We start from the raw sequence: 17,756 nt of genomic DNA, 5'->3' as shown, positions 1-17,756 counted from the left end.
TAAGCTATAGTTTAAACATATAAGAAACTTATCTAAATAATATAGTAATAGATATAAAAAAGAAAGGAACGTGGGGTTGGTGAGATTCGAACTCACGATCGACGGGTCTCTCCGAACCGCTGCTCGTAGCAGCATTTTGAAGGTTCTGGTGAACACATATCAGTGCTCCAACGGCTCCTCACCGACATGCCCCGTCGGGCAAGTCTCAGTAGACCCGTTGCTCATCATTTATCCGCTGGAGCCCGTCGCCATTCCTGGCTAGGCCACAACCCCTTGATAACGCTTTAGGCATCAATTGGATGCAATTCATCAATAATATAGTTAGCGGTGGAAAAGGTTTGTGCTTACTCCTTTTCCTCAATCAGATCCGCAAGTTCCTCGCAGATCTTCTCGACTTCTTCACGCACCTGTTCCCTGGTAACACCAAGGAGATGTGCAAGGTAAAGAGCGCCTCCGGCACCTACGCCTTCCTTGACATGACCCTTCTCATACTGCTGCAATCCCACATGACTGGACTGGCCATATCCGGGATCAACATGGAACATTTCCGCACCAAGCTGTTCTATTAACTCGTTAAAGGTAGCTGATTCATCATTTGCAACATAGCTTGTGGTCACAATTGACAGATTATCGGTATTGATTCCCAAGTGTTTGATGACAGCAAACACCGCAGCCATCTGGGTTCCACCTGCAAGAATAACACGCTTGTCACCAATTCCGGAAACAAGACCTGCAACTGCAGGCATCATTGGATCACCGACACTGCGGACTGCTTCAAGAGGACTGTTCCTGAGACTTCCGTGGGTAATACCTGATGACTTGAGAGCTGCACATACAACTTCTTCCTTGAGTCCTATGGGATTTTCACAGGAACTGCTGCTTACAACACCGTCATAGCCCATGGCATCCAGTACCGCCCATGCAGTGGTGGTTCCCGCAGGAATACTTTCCCCGATTACAATGAAATCGGATTTGTCCCTGAGATCCTTACCGACAGCTTCAGCCCTGTCGAAAATTCCCTTCGGATCCTTGACCGCCACCTCATTACGTATGTCAGATCCGGCTTCGGTTTCAAGATCAATCATCGGGACTTCCGGCGTGAGTTTCATTCCAGATCTCACGAAGACGTGGGGTACACCTGTCAGGGTAAGTACGGCTCTTGTTGTGAGTCCCGGGGTAGGAGTGTTATAAGGAGGAGTCATTGGAAGTACAGGAACGCTGATGATGTTCCCGGTTTCCAGAACCTCGGCATCTCCTGCCGGAGTGTAATCAGTCAGTTTTGCCGTTTTGCCTGCGGCGGAAAGACCATCGATGTAAGCGGTTTCTGTGTTTGCCAGGACGCAAACAAAGAGTGGGTTTTCCGGTTTTTTGTTATCTCTTGGAAGAAATTCCATAATAATCACTGGATGAATTTATGATCAGTATGTTCTTGCTACATAGATAGTATTTGTAGCTTGTGAGCCGCACATTGGGCAGTTCTTGTCATCACATGATGGCTGATCCGTTGGGATACCAAGAATACCTGCTCCAATTGCTTCTTCCATCTCAAGTCCGCATTCCCGCTCTCCGCACCAGTAGGATTTCACGATGCCTTTTGGCAGGTTTTCCTTGATGGAATCAATGGTTTCGGACTCGTAGATATTATCTTCGAGATTCTTTGAAGCATTTGAATAAAGGTTTTCCTGAATGTCTGCAAAGGTGTTCCGGACTTCTTCAACGATACCATCAAGTGGTACAGATGATTTTTCACCATTGTCACGTCTTGCAAGCATTGCAGCGTTGTTCTTCAAGTCCCTTGGACCAAGTTCAATCCTCAGTGGTACACCCTGCATTTCCCAGCGGTAGTACTTGGCACCGGGGCGTTTGTCGCTGGCATCTATCTTGACGCGGATTCCTTCAGCTTCAAGCTTTTCCTTTAATTCATCACAAGCTCGAAGAACATCTTCGGATTCCTTGAAGATTATCGGAATTATGACTGCCTGAATAGGTGCAACTTCCGGAGGAATTACGAGTCCTTTGTCGTCACCATGAATGGAAATCAGTGCAGCAAGGGAACGTTCAGAAACACCGTAGCAGGTCTGGAATGCATAGACCTGTTCCCCGTCAGGATCCTCGTAGGTGATTTCAAAGGTTTTTGCGAAATTGTTCCCGAGATGATGAGCAGTACCAACCTGCAATGTCTTGCCGTCAGGCATCAGTGCATCCACAGCAATTGTGTAATCTGCACCCGGGAATTTGTCCCAGTCAGGACGTTTGGATGGAAGTACTGGAATTGCCAGCCTCTTGTAGAATTCAAGATAGATACGGATTGCTTCATCAACCTGCTTTGCTGCATCATCCCATGTGGCATGTACGGTATGTGCTTCCTTGAATGATGTGATTTCCCTGAGGCGAATGAGGGGACGGGTGTGTTTTGTTTCATACCTGAAAGTGTTGACAATCTGGTAGAGCCTCAAAGGTAAGTCTGCATGGGAGCGAACCCATAATTTGTACATTGGATAAATTGCAGTCTCACTGGTAGGACGAAGAGCAAGCTTCACATCCAGCGGAGATGTTCCGCCATGAGTTACCCAGTAGACTTCATCCTCGAACCCTTTGATGTGTTCCGCTTCTTTCATAAACTCAGGTTCTGGGATTAATAGTGGGAATTGTGTTTCATCATGATCCTTGTCAAGCAGGTTACGCATGATGTTGTACACATTTTGCCGAATGGAATAACCAAATGGGAACCATACATAAGATCCTTTCACAGGATACCTTACATCCATGATTCTGCCTAACTGGAGCAGTTCATTGTACCATTCGCTGAAGTTCTCTTTTGGAGGTAAAGATGCCTCTTTTTCCTGTTGGGCCATAATGTCACCGGTAATTGTTCTAATAATGTAATTTAAGCCAGAATACATCGAAGTCTTATTTAAATGCTATTCAGGTGGGGTTGGAGGAAGTTGACAAGTCCAATAAAGATGGCAAGAATAGATTATGCTGAAACATGTTCAATTTTATTCGAATTTAGTATATAATACTGCGAATTATTTTGATTAATCGCCGTGATTAATTTTAACAGTCGGAAATAATGTATACATCTTAAACTTCCTCACATCATGAATTTTATTCCATTTGTTCGGCCTAATCGTGTGCTCCTGAGAAAATTCCTTGCCTTTATCATTGTTTTATCAATGCTGACTCCGGGCGCTTACTGTTTTGAAAATACGGAAGAAGCCCCTGCAGCCTCTGACGTATCCTTAAATGAAGAACCTCAGGTCGTAGATGAAACATCTGTGCAAGAAGAGGAAGCAGACGAATCTGCCAAAGAAACTGAAAGTGAAGAAAGTCTTGAAGAAGCCCCCGTGGAAGAAGCACAAATTGAATCCTCGGCATCTACAAGTTCTGTTCCACTTGGAGCTACAGATTACATGAAAGATGCGATGGATCACCTGAACCCGAACATGGAAAGCGATCAGAATTATTTTGACACAAGTCTCTTTACCGGTTCTTTTGCCTATACCTATCCTGTCGACACAATCAGGGGTGTTGGCGGACTCGAACCTGACGTTTCAATTTCCTACAGTAGCAGTGCAGGAGCAAAGGGAATATATGGTTCTCTTGGAAGCGGATGGTCATTGAATGAAAACTGTGTTGTCAGGGATACACGCTATACCCCTGATAATACAAATGATGACGAATTTGTCCTTTACGTGGGCGGTTCAAGCTACAAACTTATTTACGTGTCTGCAGAAGACACCTATCATACCGAAATTGAAACATTTATCAACATCTCCAGAAAAGCAACTTCTGACAACGCATATGGGGAATACTGGCTCGTTAAACTTCCTGATGGTACCAACTACAAGTTTGGTAGCAACAATGACTCAGAGCAGGTAAATTCCGTTGATAGCAGGAATTATGTCAGTAAATGGTGGCTGGATTCCGTAGAGGATGTGAACGGAAATACAATTCACTACAATTACGTTGAAAACCCAACAACAGGTGACGCTGGAAGCACTTATCTTCACAATATTACCTATAACAACAACCTTTCAGTTATTGGCTTTGAGTTGAAGACAAAACCAGATTATTTCGTGCTGTATGAATACGGAAACAAGATCTCCGAAAAAAGCATGATTTCCAATATCACAGTTCAGCATAACGAAACCATTCTTTGGAAATACAAACTCAATTATCAGGATACAAACTCAAGAGTTTACCTGTCAAGCATTACAAAAACCGGAAACAACGGAGCTGCCTATCCGTCTACTGTCTTCACCTACGATTCAGTCACCGGCTGGGAACAGAACAACTCATGGATACCACCATTGGAGGCCTATCCTAACGAAGGGGAACGGCTAGCAGACGTCAATGGAGACGGTTTAACTGACCTTGTGAAAGGATACAAGAACTCCCAAGGCACTGAAAGCTATGATGCATGGATTAACAACGGAACCGGTTGGGAGCAGGATACTTCCTGGAGACTACCGACATATTTCTCCGACAATGGTGCTGATGCAGGTGTACACTTTGCAGATGTCAATGGTGACGGCCTTGCTGATGTGATTAAAGGTAATTCTTCCAGAGACGCCTGGATAAACAACGGTACCGGCTGGGTACAAAACAGTACATGGACTCCGCCTGTGGAATTCTATGACGACAGCAGGACCCGTCTTTCAGACGTTAACGGAGATGGTCTGATAGATATTGTTTCCGCCTATAACAACGGAACCGAACACTACGATGCATGGATAAACAACGGGACAGGATGGGAACAGAATAATTCCTGGAATCCTCCAACATATTTCTTCCAGAGTGGCAGCACTATAGCCGTACAGCTTGCGGATGTTAACGGGGACGGATTGGTTGATGTAATTAAAAGTGAAGATACAAGCAAAGACGCCTGGCTTAACAATGGAACAGGATGGGAACAGAACAGTACCTGGAATCCTCCGATAGCCTTTAACAGTGATGGAAGGATTCGCCTCTCTGATGTTAATGGGGATGGACTGGTTGACATTGTTTCCGGTTACCATGATGGATCAAGCGCAAATTATGATGCCTGGATAAACAACGGTACAGGATGGGAACAGGACAATTCCTGGAATCCACCTACCTACTTCTCTAAGAGTGGCACTACCACAGCCGTACAACTTACAGATGTTAACGGGGATGGACTGGCAGATGTAGTCAAGAGCAACTCTGCAGAGCAATCAGCTGCATGGATCCATACCAATAATAACGCAAGTACAGAAGGTTATCATACTCCCGGTCTTCTCAAGGAAATCAAGCACTCAAGCGGTGCTGTAACAACTGTGAAGTACAGTCCTTCCACTAAATCCGATAATACAGGTTCTGATGATGTTTCTGATCTTCCGTTTAACATGTGGATTGTAAGCCAGTTGGTAAGGAACAACGGAATGTCAGGTTCCGACAGTACCATTGCCACTACAAACTATACCTACAAGAATGGAATGCAGTTCTTCAATCCACCTGTAAAAACCGAATTCCGGGGATTCGGCGAGGTAGTTGTTGAGAAAGAGTTTGCAACAGTAAAACACCTCTTCCATCAGGATGCTGTCCTGAAAGGAATTGAGAACCATACCGAATTATGGGATACAAATGGCAACATCTACACCGTATCCGACATGGAATACAACTATTTACAACCTCATACAGGCGTGAACCTTGTCCTGCTGGAATCCGAATCCAGCACAAAGTACGATGGACTTGCCCAAATTCCAAATGCATCGAAAGGCTGGACTTCCAGTACCGAATACACGAAATACGACAACTACGGCAATCCACTTTCAGTCGTTGATTACGGTGATGTGGACATCCAGGGTGACGAACGGTATTACGAATACGAATACGCAAGTGATGTGGATTCATGGATCCTTGGTAAGACAACCAATGAGCTGATGAACGACTCCTCCGGAAACAAGAAGGGCGAATCATGGTACTACTATGATAATTCCGATAACAGCAATCTGGACAAAGGTCTGCTCACAAAGATTGTTACATGGAACGACATGGGAGATAATCCGGTTGAACTGTACGCTTATGACAATTACGGAAACGTTATCAATATAACAAATCCTCGGGGTTACTCGGAACTCATCGGATATGATGAAAATAACCTATATCCTGTTTCCATAACCAACGCTCTTGGTCAACAGGAATCCTACGAATACAACGAACTTGGAAGAATAACAAAGATCACGGATAGTAATGGTATTTCCACCGAATATGCCTATGACGATTTGTACAGGATTTCGAAAGTCATCAAACCTTTTGATACGGCAAGTTCACCTTCCATTGAATATACTTATTATCTGGACGGCGTGGCTCCTGAGAAGGTTTCGGTTGATGTGAAGGAGATGGAAGGTGACGAAGATACTGAAAATACGTCCTCCAATGAATCAAATGGATTACCGGGTTTTAATAACAGTAAAACCATTACAATTACGCCTTCTGCTGACGGTACGCTAATTGACTATCAACTACAAGTCATGATTTCATATGAATCTGAAATGCAATCTGATTTCGAAGACTTGAGATTTACTGATGAAAATGCTAACCTTCTTTCTTATTGGATTGAAGAAAAAACAGATTCTAGTTCATCAAAAGTTTGGGTAAAAGTTCCTGTTATTGACGGAACAGATAACACCACGATAACAATGTATTATGGCAATTCTACCGTTTCATCTCTTAGTGATGGTAGCTCAGTTTTTGAATTCTTCGATGGATTTGAAGGAAGCGCACTTGATTCAGAGGTTTGGACTGCCAATCAACTAAGTGGAGGAAGCTATTCCGTATCAAATGGTGTGCTTTATATCAATAATCCTGTTGAAATCTTTTCAATTAATACACTTGAAAATCCAGGAGCGCTTGTCCTTGAATCCAGAGCACGTATGGATAACCACAACTATGGTGATTGTTGGATCGGTTTTTCTGAATCAGATAAGAGTAACGCTTCTTATGTTCGTCATTATCGACAATCAAGATACTATACTTATGCTATAGGCAATAGTATAGCCACAAGTAACAGATGGGCAGATATTTCCGGTATCGAAGGTAGTTATCATAACTGGAAGGTTGTCTGGGAATCCAATACAAGTTCAACGGCTTCTCTGAATGGAGGAAATGAACACAATGTTACATCTAACGTTCCTTCCGGCCCACTGAATATTGGCATGTATACGAGAATGGATACGGTTTCTGACCATGATTCCAAGCTCTGGATGGATTGGATCTTCGTACGCAAATATGCTGCAGACGAGCCAAATGTGAGTATTGGCGTAGATCTGGATTGTTTTAATCCATCTGATTTTAGCAGAAGTAAAATGATCAGTATATCCCCTTCATCTGATGGTACTTTAAACGATTATCAGATGCAATTCAATATATCCTATGAATCTGAAATGCAAACTGACTTCGATGATTTGAGATTCACAAATGAGACGGGAACTCTTCTTCCCTATTGGATTGAAGATCTCAATGATTCAAGTTATGCCAGGGTCTGGGTCAAAATCCCAGTTATTGATGAGTCATCTAATACTGCGATAACAATGTATTATGGCAATTCTGTTGCTTCTTCTCTAAGTAGTGGTAGTTCAGTCTTTGAATTCTTTGACAACTTTGAAGATTCAACAATTGGAACCACAGGTAACTGGTCGCTTGAAAAAACCGGTTCATTCAATTCAGGTCAATATATCAGAGTAATTTTGGATGACACCGGAGACAACACTAATGTTATAGATGTATATACAAACCAGCAAGATGCATGGGCAGGATGGTATTATACGTGGGCAAGAAAGGGTTTGTCAATTCCTACTGGAGATTATATATTTGAATGTGATTCTCGGACCTCGAGAACGGATTCAACGTATTGGAAAACCTCAATTCAGGTAAATGATGTATCCAAGTATCAGGCCGCTCCTGCAAATACTAGTTGGATCCATTATTCATACAACATTCTTGATTCTTCAATAACATCTCTACGGCTTGGTCAGTATACTAAGCAGCATTCAGCAACTCATAGTGTCAGATTCGATAATGTTTTCATACGTAAATATACTGAAAATGAACCAATTTACACTATTGGGACGAATCCGTTCGAAGACATTATCTCTACTACCTCTTTCATGTCCATCGAATACTACAACGGATTCGGCCAGCTTGCACAAAAGAAAATCGAGGGAGAAAATGACTGGATCTACCAGACCACAACTTACAACGAGCTTGGTCTTGAAGAAAAAGTCGAGGTTCCTCACTACATGAGTGAAAACACATTGTTTGTTGAATATGAATACGACACAGCAGGCAGGGTAACCAAGATCACAAACACCGATGGTAATACCATCAGTTTTGACTACGATTTGTCCAATACAACTGCCACCAATGAAAACGGTTTCAACAGGACCATTAAGAGTGATATCTATGGTAATTTCGTGACAGTCTACGAATTCAACGAAGGCGAGACGTATGTCACGGATTACTACTATGATGCCCTTGACAACCTTGTAAGCATCCAGCCACATTCCGATGGCGTCAGGATGCCAGACAGTGTCAATTTTACATACGATTCTCTTGGCAGGAAAGTGGCCATGAGTGACCCGGACATGGGTAACTGGTCCTATGAATACGACCTTAACGGCAATCTGGTTAACCAGACCGATGCCAAGGGAGTTTCAACACTTCTTACTTACGATTCTCTTGACAGGGTCACAACCATTGATTACCTGACCGATTCCGACATCAGTTTCACATACGACACTGATTATAACGGAACACTCTCAGAAGTCTCACTGGGCTTTTCGTCATCCAGCTATGACTACGACTCCCGGTACAGAGTCACAAATGAGAGCCGTACGTTCAACACAACAAGCTACAATACGTCATATGAATACGATGTGATGGACAGGGTCACCAGAATAACCTATCCTGACGGCGGTAGTGTCAACCTGACCTACAACAACCAGACGCTTCTCAAGAGCATTGAAGGTGTTGTGGATGACATTGATTATAACTCAAGAAATCAGATAACCCGGAAGAAGTACTCCAACGGTGTGGTTACCAACTACACCTATGACAGCCAGAAGATGCTGCTTGAAAGGATTTATGCAGCTGACCTACAGGATCTGGAATACGAGTTTGACAATGTCGGAAACATCCTTGAAATTCAGGATGACCTTCTCAATTCAGTCAAGTCATTTGAATATGATGATCTTGACAGGTTGACAGGCGCGGAAATGGCTGTTACAGGAGTTCCAATATACCAAAGAGATTATACCTATGATAGATACGGTTGCATAATGGAAGTTAAGGATAGATCAAACCAGACTTACTACCGCATGCTTAACATCTCTGACACATATGCAGGCAATAACACCCTTATTCAAATTAATGATTCTTTGGCTATGGGAATGGATTCTAATTATTCCAATGTTGAGTTCAGGGATCTTTCCGGGAATATCCTTATTCAAGATCGTGATTTTGATTGGAATAACAATACGGTTAGGCTTAATTGCAATACCTCCAGTGGATCCACATCATTATACCAATATTGGGGTCCTGGTATTTCTGCAAAAGATTTTAATATTGAAGAAAGTGTTATAGAACTACCCTATTACCTAACTTCAGCAACCGATGGTTTCATCAAAACTAACCTCACAGCATCCAAAACAAAAACAGTTTATCTTGAGAAAAAGGAAGGCTATTCTCCAGATGGAAAACAAGTTTTTGAGTATTTTGATGACTTTGAGGATTCGACAATTGGCACTACCGGCAACTGGTCACTTGAAAAGACCGGTTCATTTAATTCGGGCCAGTATATCAGAGTAATTTTGGATGATACCGGAGATAACACCAATGTTATGGATGTATATTCTCACCAATCAGGAAGTTGGGCAGGATGGTATTATACGTGGGCAAGAAAAAGCTTGTCACTCCCTACTGGTGACTATATAGTTGAATGTGATTCTCGGACCTTGAGAACAAATCCAACTTACTGGAAGACTTCAATTCAGGTGAATGATATATCCAAGTATCAAGCCGCTCCTGCAAATACTAATTGGATTCATTACTCATACAACATTCTTGATTCGTCAATAACATCTCTACGGCTTGGGCAGTATGCTAAACAGTATTCAGCAACCCATAGTGTCAGATTCGATAACGTTAGCATCCGCAAATACGCTTCAACCGAGCCTTCAGTCACAATATCTGATCTTGGAAACGGAGTCTACAAAGCAGAAATAGTATCAACTGTCAATCTCACAGATTATCAGGTTCCAGTGAACTTCACAAACCTATCCCTCTCGTCAACAGCAGAATCTCTGTATGTTATAGAGAAAACATTGCAGACATCTCCTGTAACATTCGGTTCAACTCAAAACATATCAGCTTATGGACCTGAAACATTTGCATACGAGTACGGTAGCACTCCGTTCCACGCACCGTCCAAATACAACGGTTACAACCTGACCTACGACCAGAACGGCAACCTGCTGCAGGATGAGTACTTCACTTACGTTTACAACAATGCAAACATGCTGAGTGAAGTCCGCCACTTTGGCAACAGCTCCCTTGTGGAGCGGTACTGGTACGACGAGAACGGTGAGAGGATCCAGAAAGAGAATGCCGACGGTGAGTTCACCTACTACGTCAACTCCTTCTACGAAATCGAGAACGGCACCGCAACCAGCTACTACTTCCGTGACGGTGAGCGTGTCGCCAAAAAGACCGCGGACGTGATGGAGTGGTATCTCTCCGATCACCTCGGAAGCACTTCCCTGATGGTTGATGAGAACGGTACCGAGATTGAGAGAAGCGAGTACTTCCCCTACGGTGCAATCGAATCAGGCGGCTCCGAGAAGTACGGTTTCACAGGGCAGGAGAATGATGTCGATACCGGCCTGATGTATTACGGTGCACGGTATTATTCGCCTGAGGTGAGGGTGTTCACGCAGCCGGATACGATGATACCTGATCCGTATAATCCGCAGACTTTGAACAGGTATGCATATGCTCTGAACAATCCGCTGAAATACACTGATCCCAGTGGCAATCTCCCGATTATTCCAATAATTATGGTTGGAATGACGATTTGGTCGATGTACACTGCACATCAAAACTACGAAGCATGGCGTGCTGGTGATATGAGTACTGGTTCTTTTGTCATACAGACTGGATTGGAATTTCTCCCTTCAACTAAAGCACTTAAAATTGCAAAAGGTGCATGGACTGTCGGAAAAATAACCAAAAAAGCGTTTAAACCTGCAGAAATAAAAAATGCCGCTGTAGCCACAAAGAATGGGATTCAAGCGGGACGTGAATCTGCTCATCACGTATATGACACAGTTATTACGGATCGAAATCCTATGGCCATTTACACCGAAATTAAGACCGATCTAGGCAACCAAATTAAAGATAATAGTGATGAACTTATTTTAACAGGTATTGTTGACGGGCACATCAAGGGAGTTCAAAAACTCTATGCATGGGGTGAGGAAAAGCACTCTTCTGGAGGTTCAATCCGAGCTAGTGTAAGCAACAGAATTAATAGTGCATCAAAATCCGTAAGTGACACTGTATCATCGGTCTCGAATTCGGTGCGTTCCTCTGTGTCATCTGCATCAAAATCAATAAGCAATGCAGTGTCTTCAGTCAAGAAAAGTTATAAGAGTGCGAAAAGATCAGTAAGGAAATTCATTAGCAGATGGTTTTAAAGTGAGTAGAGTCTAAATAGATGAGACCTGTGCTATGGAAATTTGAAACAGAACTGCATAATTGGAAAATATTTCAGGAGTAGCCCTAAATGTTTGATCTTATAGTCGATATACTATCTTTTGCTATGCCAATTATAGCAATTATTGTGGTAGCAAAAATAGATTGGTTTAGCGACTGGTTTGATAGACATTTTGACTACTCTCCACTTCAATTTGAAATCAAAACTCGTATCCCTTTGAACAAACTTGTGAACATCATAGGTGATTTCTACTGGAATAGAGGTTACAAAACTGGAAGGATCAAAATAATAAATCCTAATAAGGAGGAGAAAGAAGGGATTCGGCACCCTCAGTATACATATAAGGATTATACTCCTGATTTCAACTTGGATGATACAGATGAAATTGTGAATATGTCTTTTGGAACAGATAAAAAACCAAATAAACAACCATTCGACAGCATTTATTTAGAATTTGATGAAGGACTAAATAGCGTAAATATAAGAGGTAACTTTGGCATTGGTTTCAAAAAGAGACATTTTATACTCTTGATCTTTGCTTTCTTCACAACTACATATTATGCAGGTTTGCCACTAACTTCAGGATTTGGATCCACAGTATTTTTTCTTCTGCTGGTTTTTCTGATTTTTGTCTTTTACTTCCGCAGAGTCAGAAAAGTTGCAAAAAAACCTGTCATTGGCATTTTCAAGAAAGAATTTGAAGAGCACATCCGTCAAAAGGAGAAAGAGCTGACTTCCTGAAACCGAGGAACAAGCCTTTCAATTAGCCTCAATCGCATTCTCCGGAACTGAAGTGCTGCATGAGCCACCCGGGCACTGGTAAAGATTTGCGGACATGGAATGCTCCTCGCTCACGAAAAGAGTATGGAAAAGCCTGTTTGCAAATCCTGCGACAAACGGAACCGAAAAGGCGTGGATACCATGTATGTGGCTCATTTTTTATCACCTACAATAAGTGATATTCCATATTCTATATATTACTATCGCATTGATATTACTACTAGTAATATTAATCTGATGCCTGTTTAATTGATATAGGCACGAATGGGAACTTTCTCGCCATCATCATCTTCTTCGGAGAGGTTGACCTCCCCTTCGGATTCAGAAGTTTCTGGATACTGAAAGTGTTCACATGTCCTGGGAACTGTGAAAGTGAATACACTTCCCTTTCCTTCCTCACTGTCTACATGAATCTCCCCGTTGTGCATTTCCACGAATTTCTTCACAAGGGCAAGGCCAAGCCCCGTACCACCATATGCCCGGGTAGTTGAGGAATCGACCTGCTTGAAAGGCTCAAAAATGCTCTTCTGGGCTGATTTGGAAATACCTATTCCGTTATCCTTAACTGAAACCCGGATACTGCCATCAACATCCGTTGCAGTGACCCACACGCAACCATGCTCAGGGGTGAATTTTATCGCATTGCTCAGAAGGTTATACATTATTTGCTTGAACTTGAGTCTATCAGCACAGGTCTCTATATCTTCTGTTTCGAGATTGATATCCAGAGTAATATGCTTCTTCCTTGCCAGGGGCTGTACCAGCAATCCGATTTCGTGGAATACTGCAGAAAGATAGAACAACTCGGGTTTAAATTTCATCTCACATGCTTCCACTTTAGACAGATCAAGGATACCATTAATAAGTTCCAGCAAATGTGTCCCGCTTTGCAGGACATTGGACACATACTTATCCTGCTTCTCACTCAAATCGCCATAATCCTGGGCCTTCAGCAACTGGGCAAAACCTATAATCGCATTCATCGGCGTTCGCAACTCATGGCTCATATTGGCAAGGAACTCCGATTTGATGCGATCCGCATCCTCTGCCCTGATTTTCGCCTCAATCAACCTTTTTTCAGCATTCTTTCGTTCAGTAGTATCCCTTGCCGAAACAAGAAAAGCGGATTCACCCTCATATGTAATAGCACTAGTTGCCATCTCCATATATCGCGTCTCCCCCGAACGGGTAAGTATAAGAGTTTCATATTTTTGAGGCGCATACTCACCGTTTTGTCTTTTACGGATAATTTCAGCAAGCTTTTCCCTTTCATCCGGATGCACCACGTTCAGAACACTCATGTTATAGAGCTCATCTCTTGAATAACCGGTAATTTCACTGGCACTGTTATTGGCAAACAAAAACCTGTCACCACGGTAAATGAAAACTACATCGTGACTACTTTCTACAATTGCACGATACTTCTCCTCACTTTCACGAAGTATCTCCTCTACTCGCTTCAGACCTGTAACATCGTGAAGCAAAACCAGATGGCCAAAAGGGTCTCCCTCCAATCCGGCTAAAGGTGTTATCTTGGTATTATATGTATACTTCGAATTCTCTTTCACAATTTCCAGTTCCCGGGAGGCGGCACCCTGTAAGCCAGCTCCCTTAATCGCAGATCCAAGATCCGGAAGCAAATCATCAATATGCTTACCTACCAGTTTATCAGAATGAACAGAAACAATGTCCGCAGCCTCATGATTCGCGTCTGCAATCCTGCCTCTGGAATCAACAACCAGAAGCCCATCCTGCATTTCTTCCATTAGCTTACCACGTGCCATTGGAACCAGATCAAGGAATTTGAACTGGTGCAGGTTAAATGAAAGCATAATCCCGGCTACCGTGAAACCAAGCACAGTGATATCCTGGCCCGGAAATAGCCCCACTTTTAAAAGGTACAATATATTTCCAAGCCATGGGAACAGGAGAGCCAGAATCATTAGTTCACTCTGGCGCCGGTAAATTTGCCTGGACTTCTGCCTTGAACGGAAGATAATCAGTGTACTGGCAACGAGTAACATATAACTATAGGCAATCATCACCCAGAATGCCGGTCCATGACCATACACAATCGTATTAAGGGAAGGATCCGACAGCGGCGTAAAACTTGTCCATATCAGATAGTGCCATTCATTTGTTATAGCCAGAATGAAGACTGAAACCGGTGTCAAAGAAAGTAAAATCAGGTTCCTCCGGGTAAGCCATTTTTCCAGATTTGCATACTGCATTGAAAAAACAAGCAGCAGAACAGGCGTGGACAGTGTTCCTACATAGCATATTTTTGACCAGAAAACCTTTGCAGGAATCCCTACAGCAATTGACTCAAGGCTTGCACAAACCTGCCACTCAATTATTGCAAGCATCAGGAGAAAAAGAGTCAAACCTCCCAGAGACGTACGCCTGTACCATAAAGTAAGTGCTATTAAAAAGGATAGTAATGCTGAAGCCAATAGTATTGCACCATAAGGCGTGATTTGGAATGGTATTCGGCCACCTCATTTGAAGTATCACTTAAAGTAAATATGGGATGTTGATACAACCTTAAATAGATTCCTATTTGTATTATATAATACAAAACAATAAATTTGGCTGCTATCCAATATTTTTATTTGGATGGCAGAAACAACGAAAAATTGTAGCAACTGAGTAAACATTCCATGTTAGAAAGTGAAAGGACAAGGAAGACCTTAGCCTTCCGGGATCCACGCACTTTTTTACAGCATTCAATCCAAAAAAATAGATTCGACAACTTAAACCAGCTGGATCAAAGTTGCTTCTGCGATGGGTGGAAGACTGGAAGTCATCACCGGTTCAAAGAAAACCCTGACTTCAAATCCTTCCTGTAAATCCTCCACATAATAAATGCCGCCATCCAGACCTACTATGTTAGTATCTTCAGAAATCACAAATCTTACTCCCTCAGAGTAAACAGGTTCAGTCTCCCCCTGACTCTCAACCAGAATCATAGTAGATGAATCAGTAAAATCAATTGATGTTATTGTTCCGGTCAAGCTTAGCAATTCTTCAGCTTCACCACCATCTGCATCCCCCCCGATTAATTCAACTGGCACCTCAATTGTTCCCTCCACACCTGAAGGTGAAACATCGACATGCTCGGTAGTTAAATAGTCGCCTGAAGAAAAAACGCCGTCACCGTCAACATCCACATGTGCTGACAGGGAGTAAGTCTGACCTTCCTGAAGATCCCCGTAATTGAGTTCAAAGGGAATTGATAGATCAGAGGTTCCATCAAGGGAAATGTCTTCAAGGGTAGTCTCTGCAATGAGCACCGAAGATACATCTGCGAGACTCACGTCTTCAAGGGTAATACGAATGGAAGCATTCTCAAATGGAGATTCAATGGATTCAAAAGTAACAAATCCATTGAGTTTGTTTTCTGCGCCTTCAGGAACTACAGTCTCTTCACCTGTGCCTTCTGAAGGTTCTTCATTTGCCACACAACCTGCAAAAGCAATGGCAATAATCAGGATAATCCCGACAAGAAAAATGTTGGTTTTCATATTTTGCACCTCAATGTGTGCAAATAGGATTAATCGGTATATATCGATATCTTAAGCTACGGATCAGGTTGAAGCCTTACACCGATTCGTAGCTTTGCCCGTCCTCGGAAGTGTCGGCTTTCAAAGCAGAAGAATCAACATCAAAAACAATCATTCCGGTTTTAAGATCTGCTGCTTCCTCGGGAGAAAGGGTTTTACAGACTGCCTTATCTCCTATAATCACACTGTTGCCAAGGGGATCTTCAATAACCACGGAAACGCCTCCGGCACCGTCCAGAACCGCGTCAATCCTTCCAATTATGGAATTGCCTGCAGCCTGTTTTTCAGGCTCTTCCTCACACCATTTTACAGCGGTTACCACAACATCCCGTATACGGGCGAGAACTCCTTCAATATTAGTAACATAAGAATCGGAAATAGAACCTGGCTCGACATCAATTCCCAGTTCTGGTACCCTGATGGTTCCCGAAGTCGAGCGGATAACACGGGCATTGAGATCTTCCAGATTATCAATACTCATCTCACAGCGCACCGGATCCTTCTGTGTCAGGATCATAGTATCGGCAAACCGGAAGCCACAGCTACACCGCGTGGTAATATACATTACTGCGCCAAAGTAAGGAATGTCATCTTCCTGCCAGTGAATGATGAGGTCTCCATGACAAAGGGGACAGGAAGATCTTGTCTCAAACCCCTTGTCACTCTCACTTGAATTCAATAACGTCCACCGAAAATCTTGGATCTGTCTATCTTAACACCGGTAGGAGTAACGAGAACCTGATCTTCCTTAAGACCCGCAATGTCTCCATGGACATCAATTACAACATCCTTGAGGTCTTTCAGGGCACGATCAAGCATCAGTTTGTCTGCTTTTATGTTAGAAATGTCAATCATAAGGATATTGCCATCATAGATCTCTTTCTTAAGACCGGGCAAATCGTTCAGGTTGTTGAGCTCTGCAACCCTTACATAGGTTTCCGCAGGTTCGTCTTCCCAGACCTCTTCATACTTACCTAAATCAAGTTCAGTATATTCCTCTGTAGAAGAAGCACTTTTACTGCTGCTTCCAAAAAGCTTGTCCATGAAATTTGCCATTAATCCTCACCTATTAAATTTTCTTTTAAGCATCCGGTCTGTTATGATAATGCAACCGTTGTTATATGAACGTTCATCTTATTTTAATGATATCGCTTATATCTCGAGATTCCAGAGGCTATCCCCAACATAATGAAGAGATTTAATAGCTTTTCCGGAATCTGCCACCATTTCCGGGCCATCCATCAAAGCCTTGCCAATTGCAAGAGGTTTGTTGTGCCCCTCTTCCTTTATTATCACAAGATCACCCTCAGAAACTCCTGGGTCTGCAGATACAATTCCCGGACACATTATATCCGCCCCATTGACAACAAAGCGGACGGCACCCTTGTCCACAACAACAGAATACCTGTCAAGACCGTATTCTAGCACCCCTTTGACAGTTGGGAACCAGACATTTGATTCCTGGAAAAAAAGAGGTTGACCATCAACAAGTAAAACCGGAGTTCCATCTGCCTTAATCGTCTCCAGACGGCTGTCTTCGAGACTTTCCAGTCCCTTGAAGCGTTTTTCGAGATCATCCAATAATTTCTTCCGGTCAGATTTGCGGAGTTGAACCCTTCCTTTAATTTTCAACATATCACCCAATCAGATAATGTCCTGCATAGAATTACCTGCAA

Annotated in this window: 10 protein-coding genes and 1 tRNA gene; 2 read left to right on the top strand and 9 right to left on the bottom strand. The window is 42.8% G+C overall.

Annotation, left to right across the window (positions count from 1 at the left end; genetic code table 11):
- Positions 1–71: 71 nt before the first annotated feature.
- From J2755_RS01625 to proS, 3 genes are all read right to left on the bottom strand, one after another.
- Positions 72–273, bottom strand: a tRNA-Trp gene (locus tag J2755_RS01625).
- Between the two features lie 71 nt (positions 274–344).
- Positions 345–1,394 carry a nicotinate mononucleotide-dependent phosphoribosyltransferase CobT gene (gene cobT, locus J2755_RS01620; RefSeq protein WP_209678716.1) on the bottom strand — a complete coding sequence of 350 codons (1,050 nt, stop codon included), beginning with the start codon at positions 1,392–1,394 and terminating at the stop codon, positions 345–347.
- A gap of 24 nt (positions 1,395–1,418) precedes the next feature.
- A complete protein-coding gene (gene proS, locus J2755_RS01615; protein ID WP_209678713.1) occupies positions 1,419–2,855 on the bottom strand; it encodes a proline--tRNA ligase in 1,437 nt (478 codons plus the stop codon).
- Between the two features lie 246 nt (positions 2,856–3,101).
- Between proS and J2755_RS01610 the strand changes: the two genes are divergently transcribed.
- Together J2755_RS01610 and J2755_RS01605 are read left to right on the top strand one after the other, a co-directional pair.
- Complete coding sequence (locus J2755_RS01610) at positions 3,102–11,717, top strand: DUF2341 domain-containing protein (protein WP_209678711.1); 8,616 nt, start codon at positions 3,102–3,104, stop codon at positions 11,715–11,717.
- 89 nt (positions 11,718–11,806) lie between these two features.
- Positions 11,807–12,478, top strand: coding sequence for a hypothetical protein (locus J2755_RS01605; RefSeq protein WP_209678708.1), 672 nt, complete (start codon positions 11,807–11,809; stop codon positions 12,476–12,478).
- A gap of 18 nt (positions 12,479–12,496) precedes the next feature.
- Here J2755_RS01605 and J2755_RS01600 read toward each other — a convergent pair whose 3' ends face one another.
- The 6 genes from J2755_RS01600 to J2755_RS01575 form a co-directional block, all read right to left on the bottom strand.
- A complete protein-coding gene (locus tag J2755_RS01600) occupies positions 12,497–12,673 on the bottom strand; it encodes a hypothetical protein (protein ID WP_209678703.1) in 177 nt (58 codons plus the stop codon).
- Between the two features lie 89 nt (positions 12,674–12,762).
- The gene (locus tag J2755_RS01595) at positions 12,763–14,970 is read right to left on the bottom strand and encodes a histidine kinase N-terminal 7TM domain-containing protein (RefSeq protein WP_209678700.1); all 2,208 of its coding nucleotides are present in this window, start codon (positions 14,968–14,970) and stop codon (positions 12,763–12,765) included.
- A gap of 300 nt (positions 14,971–15,270) precedes the next feature.
- Positions 15,271–16,041, bottom strand: a complete 771-nt coding sequence (locus tag J2755_RS01590; RefSeq protein ID WP_209678697.1) for a YbaY family lipoprotein — start codon at positions 16,039–16,041, stop codon at positions 15,271–15,273.
- Positions 16,042–16,117: 76 nt separating this feature from the next.
- Positions 16,118–16,759, bottom strand: a complete 642-nt coding sequence (locus J2755_RS01585; RefSeq protein WP_209678680.1) for a ZPR1 zinc finger domain-containing protein — start codon at positions 16,757–16,759, stop codon at positions 16,118–16,120.
- Positions 16,756–17,136 (bottom strand): cell division protein SepF, encoded by a 381-nt coding sequence (locus J2755_RS01580; protein WP_209678677.1) that lies wholly within the window; start codon positions 17,134–17,136, stop codon positions 16,756–16,758. The genes J2755_RS01585 and J2755_RS01580 overlap by 4 nt, the downstream gene beginning before the upstream one ends.
- 96 nt (positions 17,137–17,232) lie before the next feature.
- On the bottom strand, positions 17,233–17,715 hold the full coding sequence (locus J2755_RS01575) for an RNA-binding protein (protein WP_342591039.1): 483 nt from the start codon (positions 17,713–17,715) through the stop codon (positions 17,233–17,235).
- Between the last annotated feature and the right edge of the window lie 41 nt (positions 17,716–17,756).

The sequence above is a fragment of the Methanohalophilus levihalophilus genome (assembly GCF_017874375.1).
GTDB classification, from domain to species: domain Archaea; phylum Halobacteriota; class Methanosarcinia; order Methanosarcinales; family Methanosarcinaceae; genus Methanohalophilus; species Methanohalophilus levihalophilus.
The sequence above is the reverse complement of the archived record's forward strand: the minus strand, read 5'-3'. Positions and strand labels throughout refer to the sequence as shown.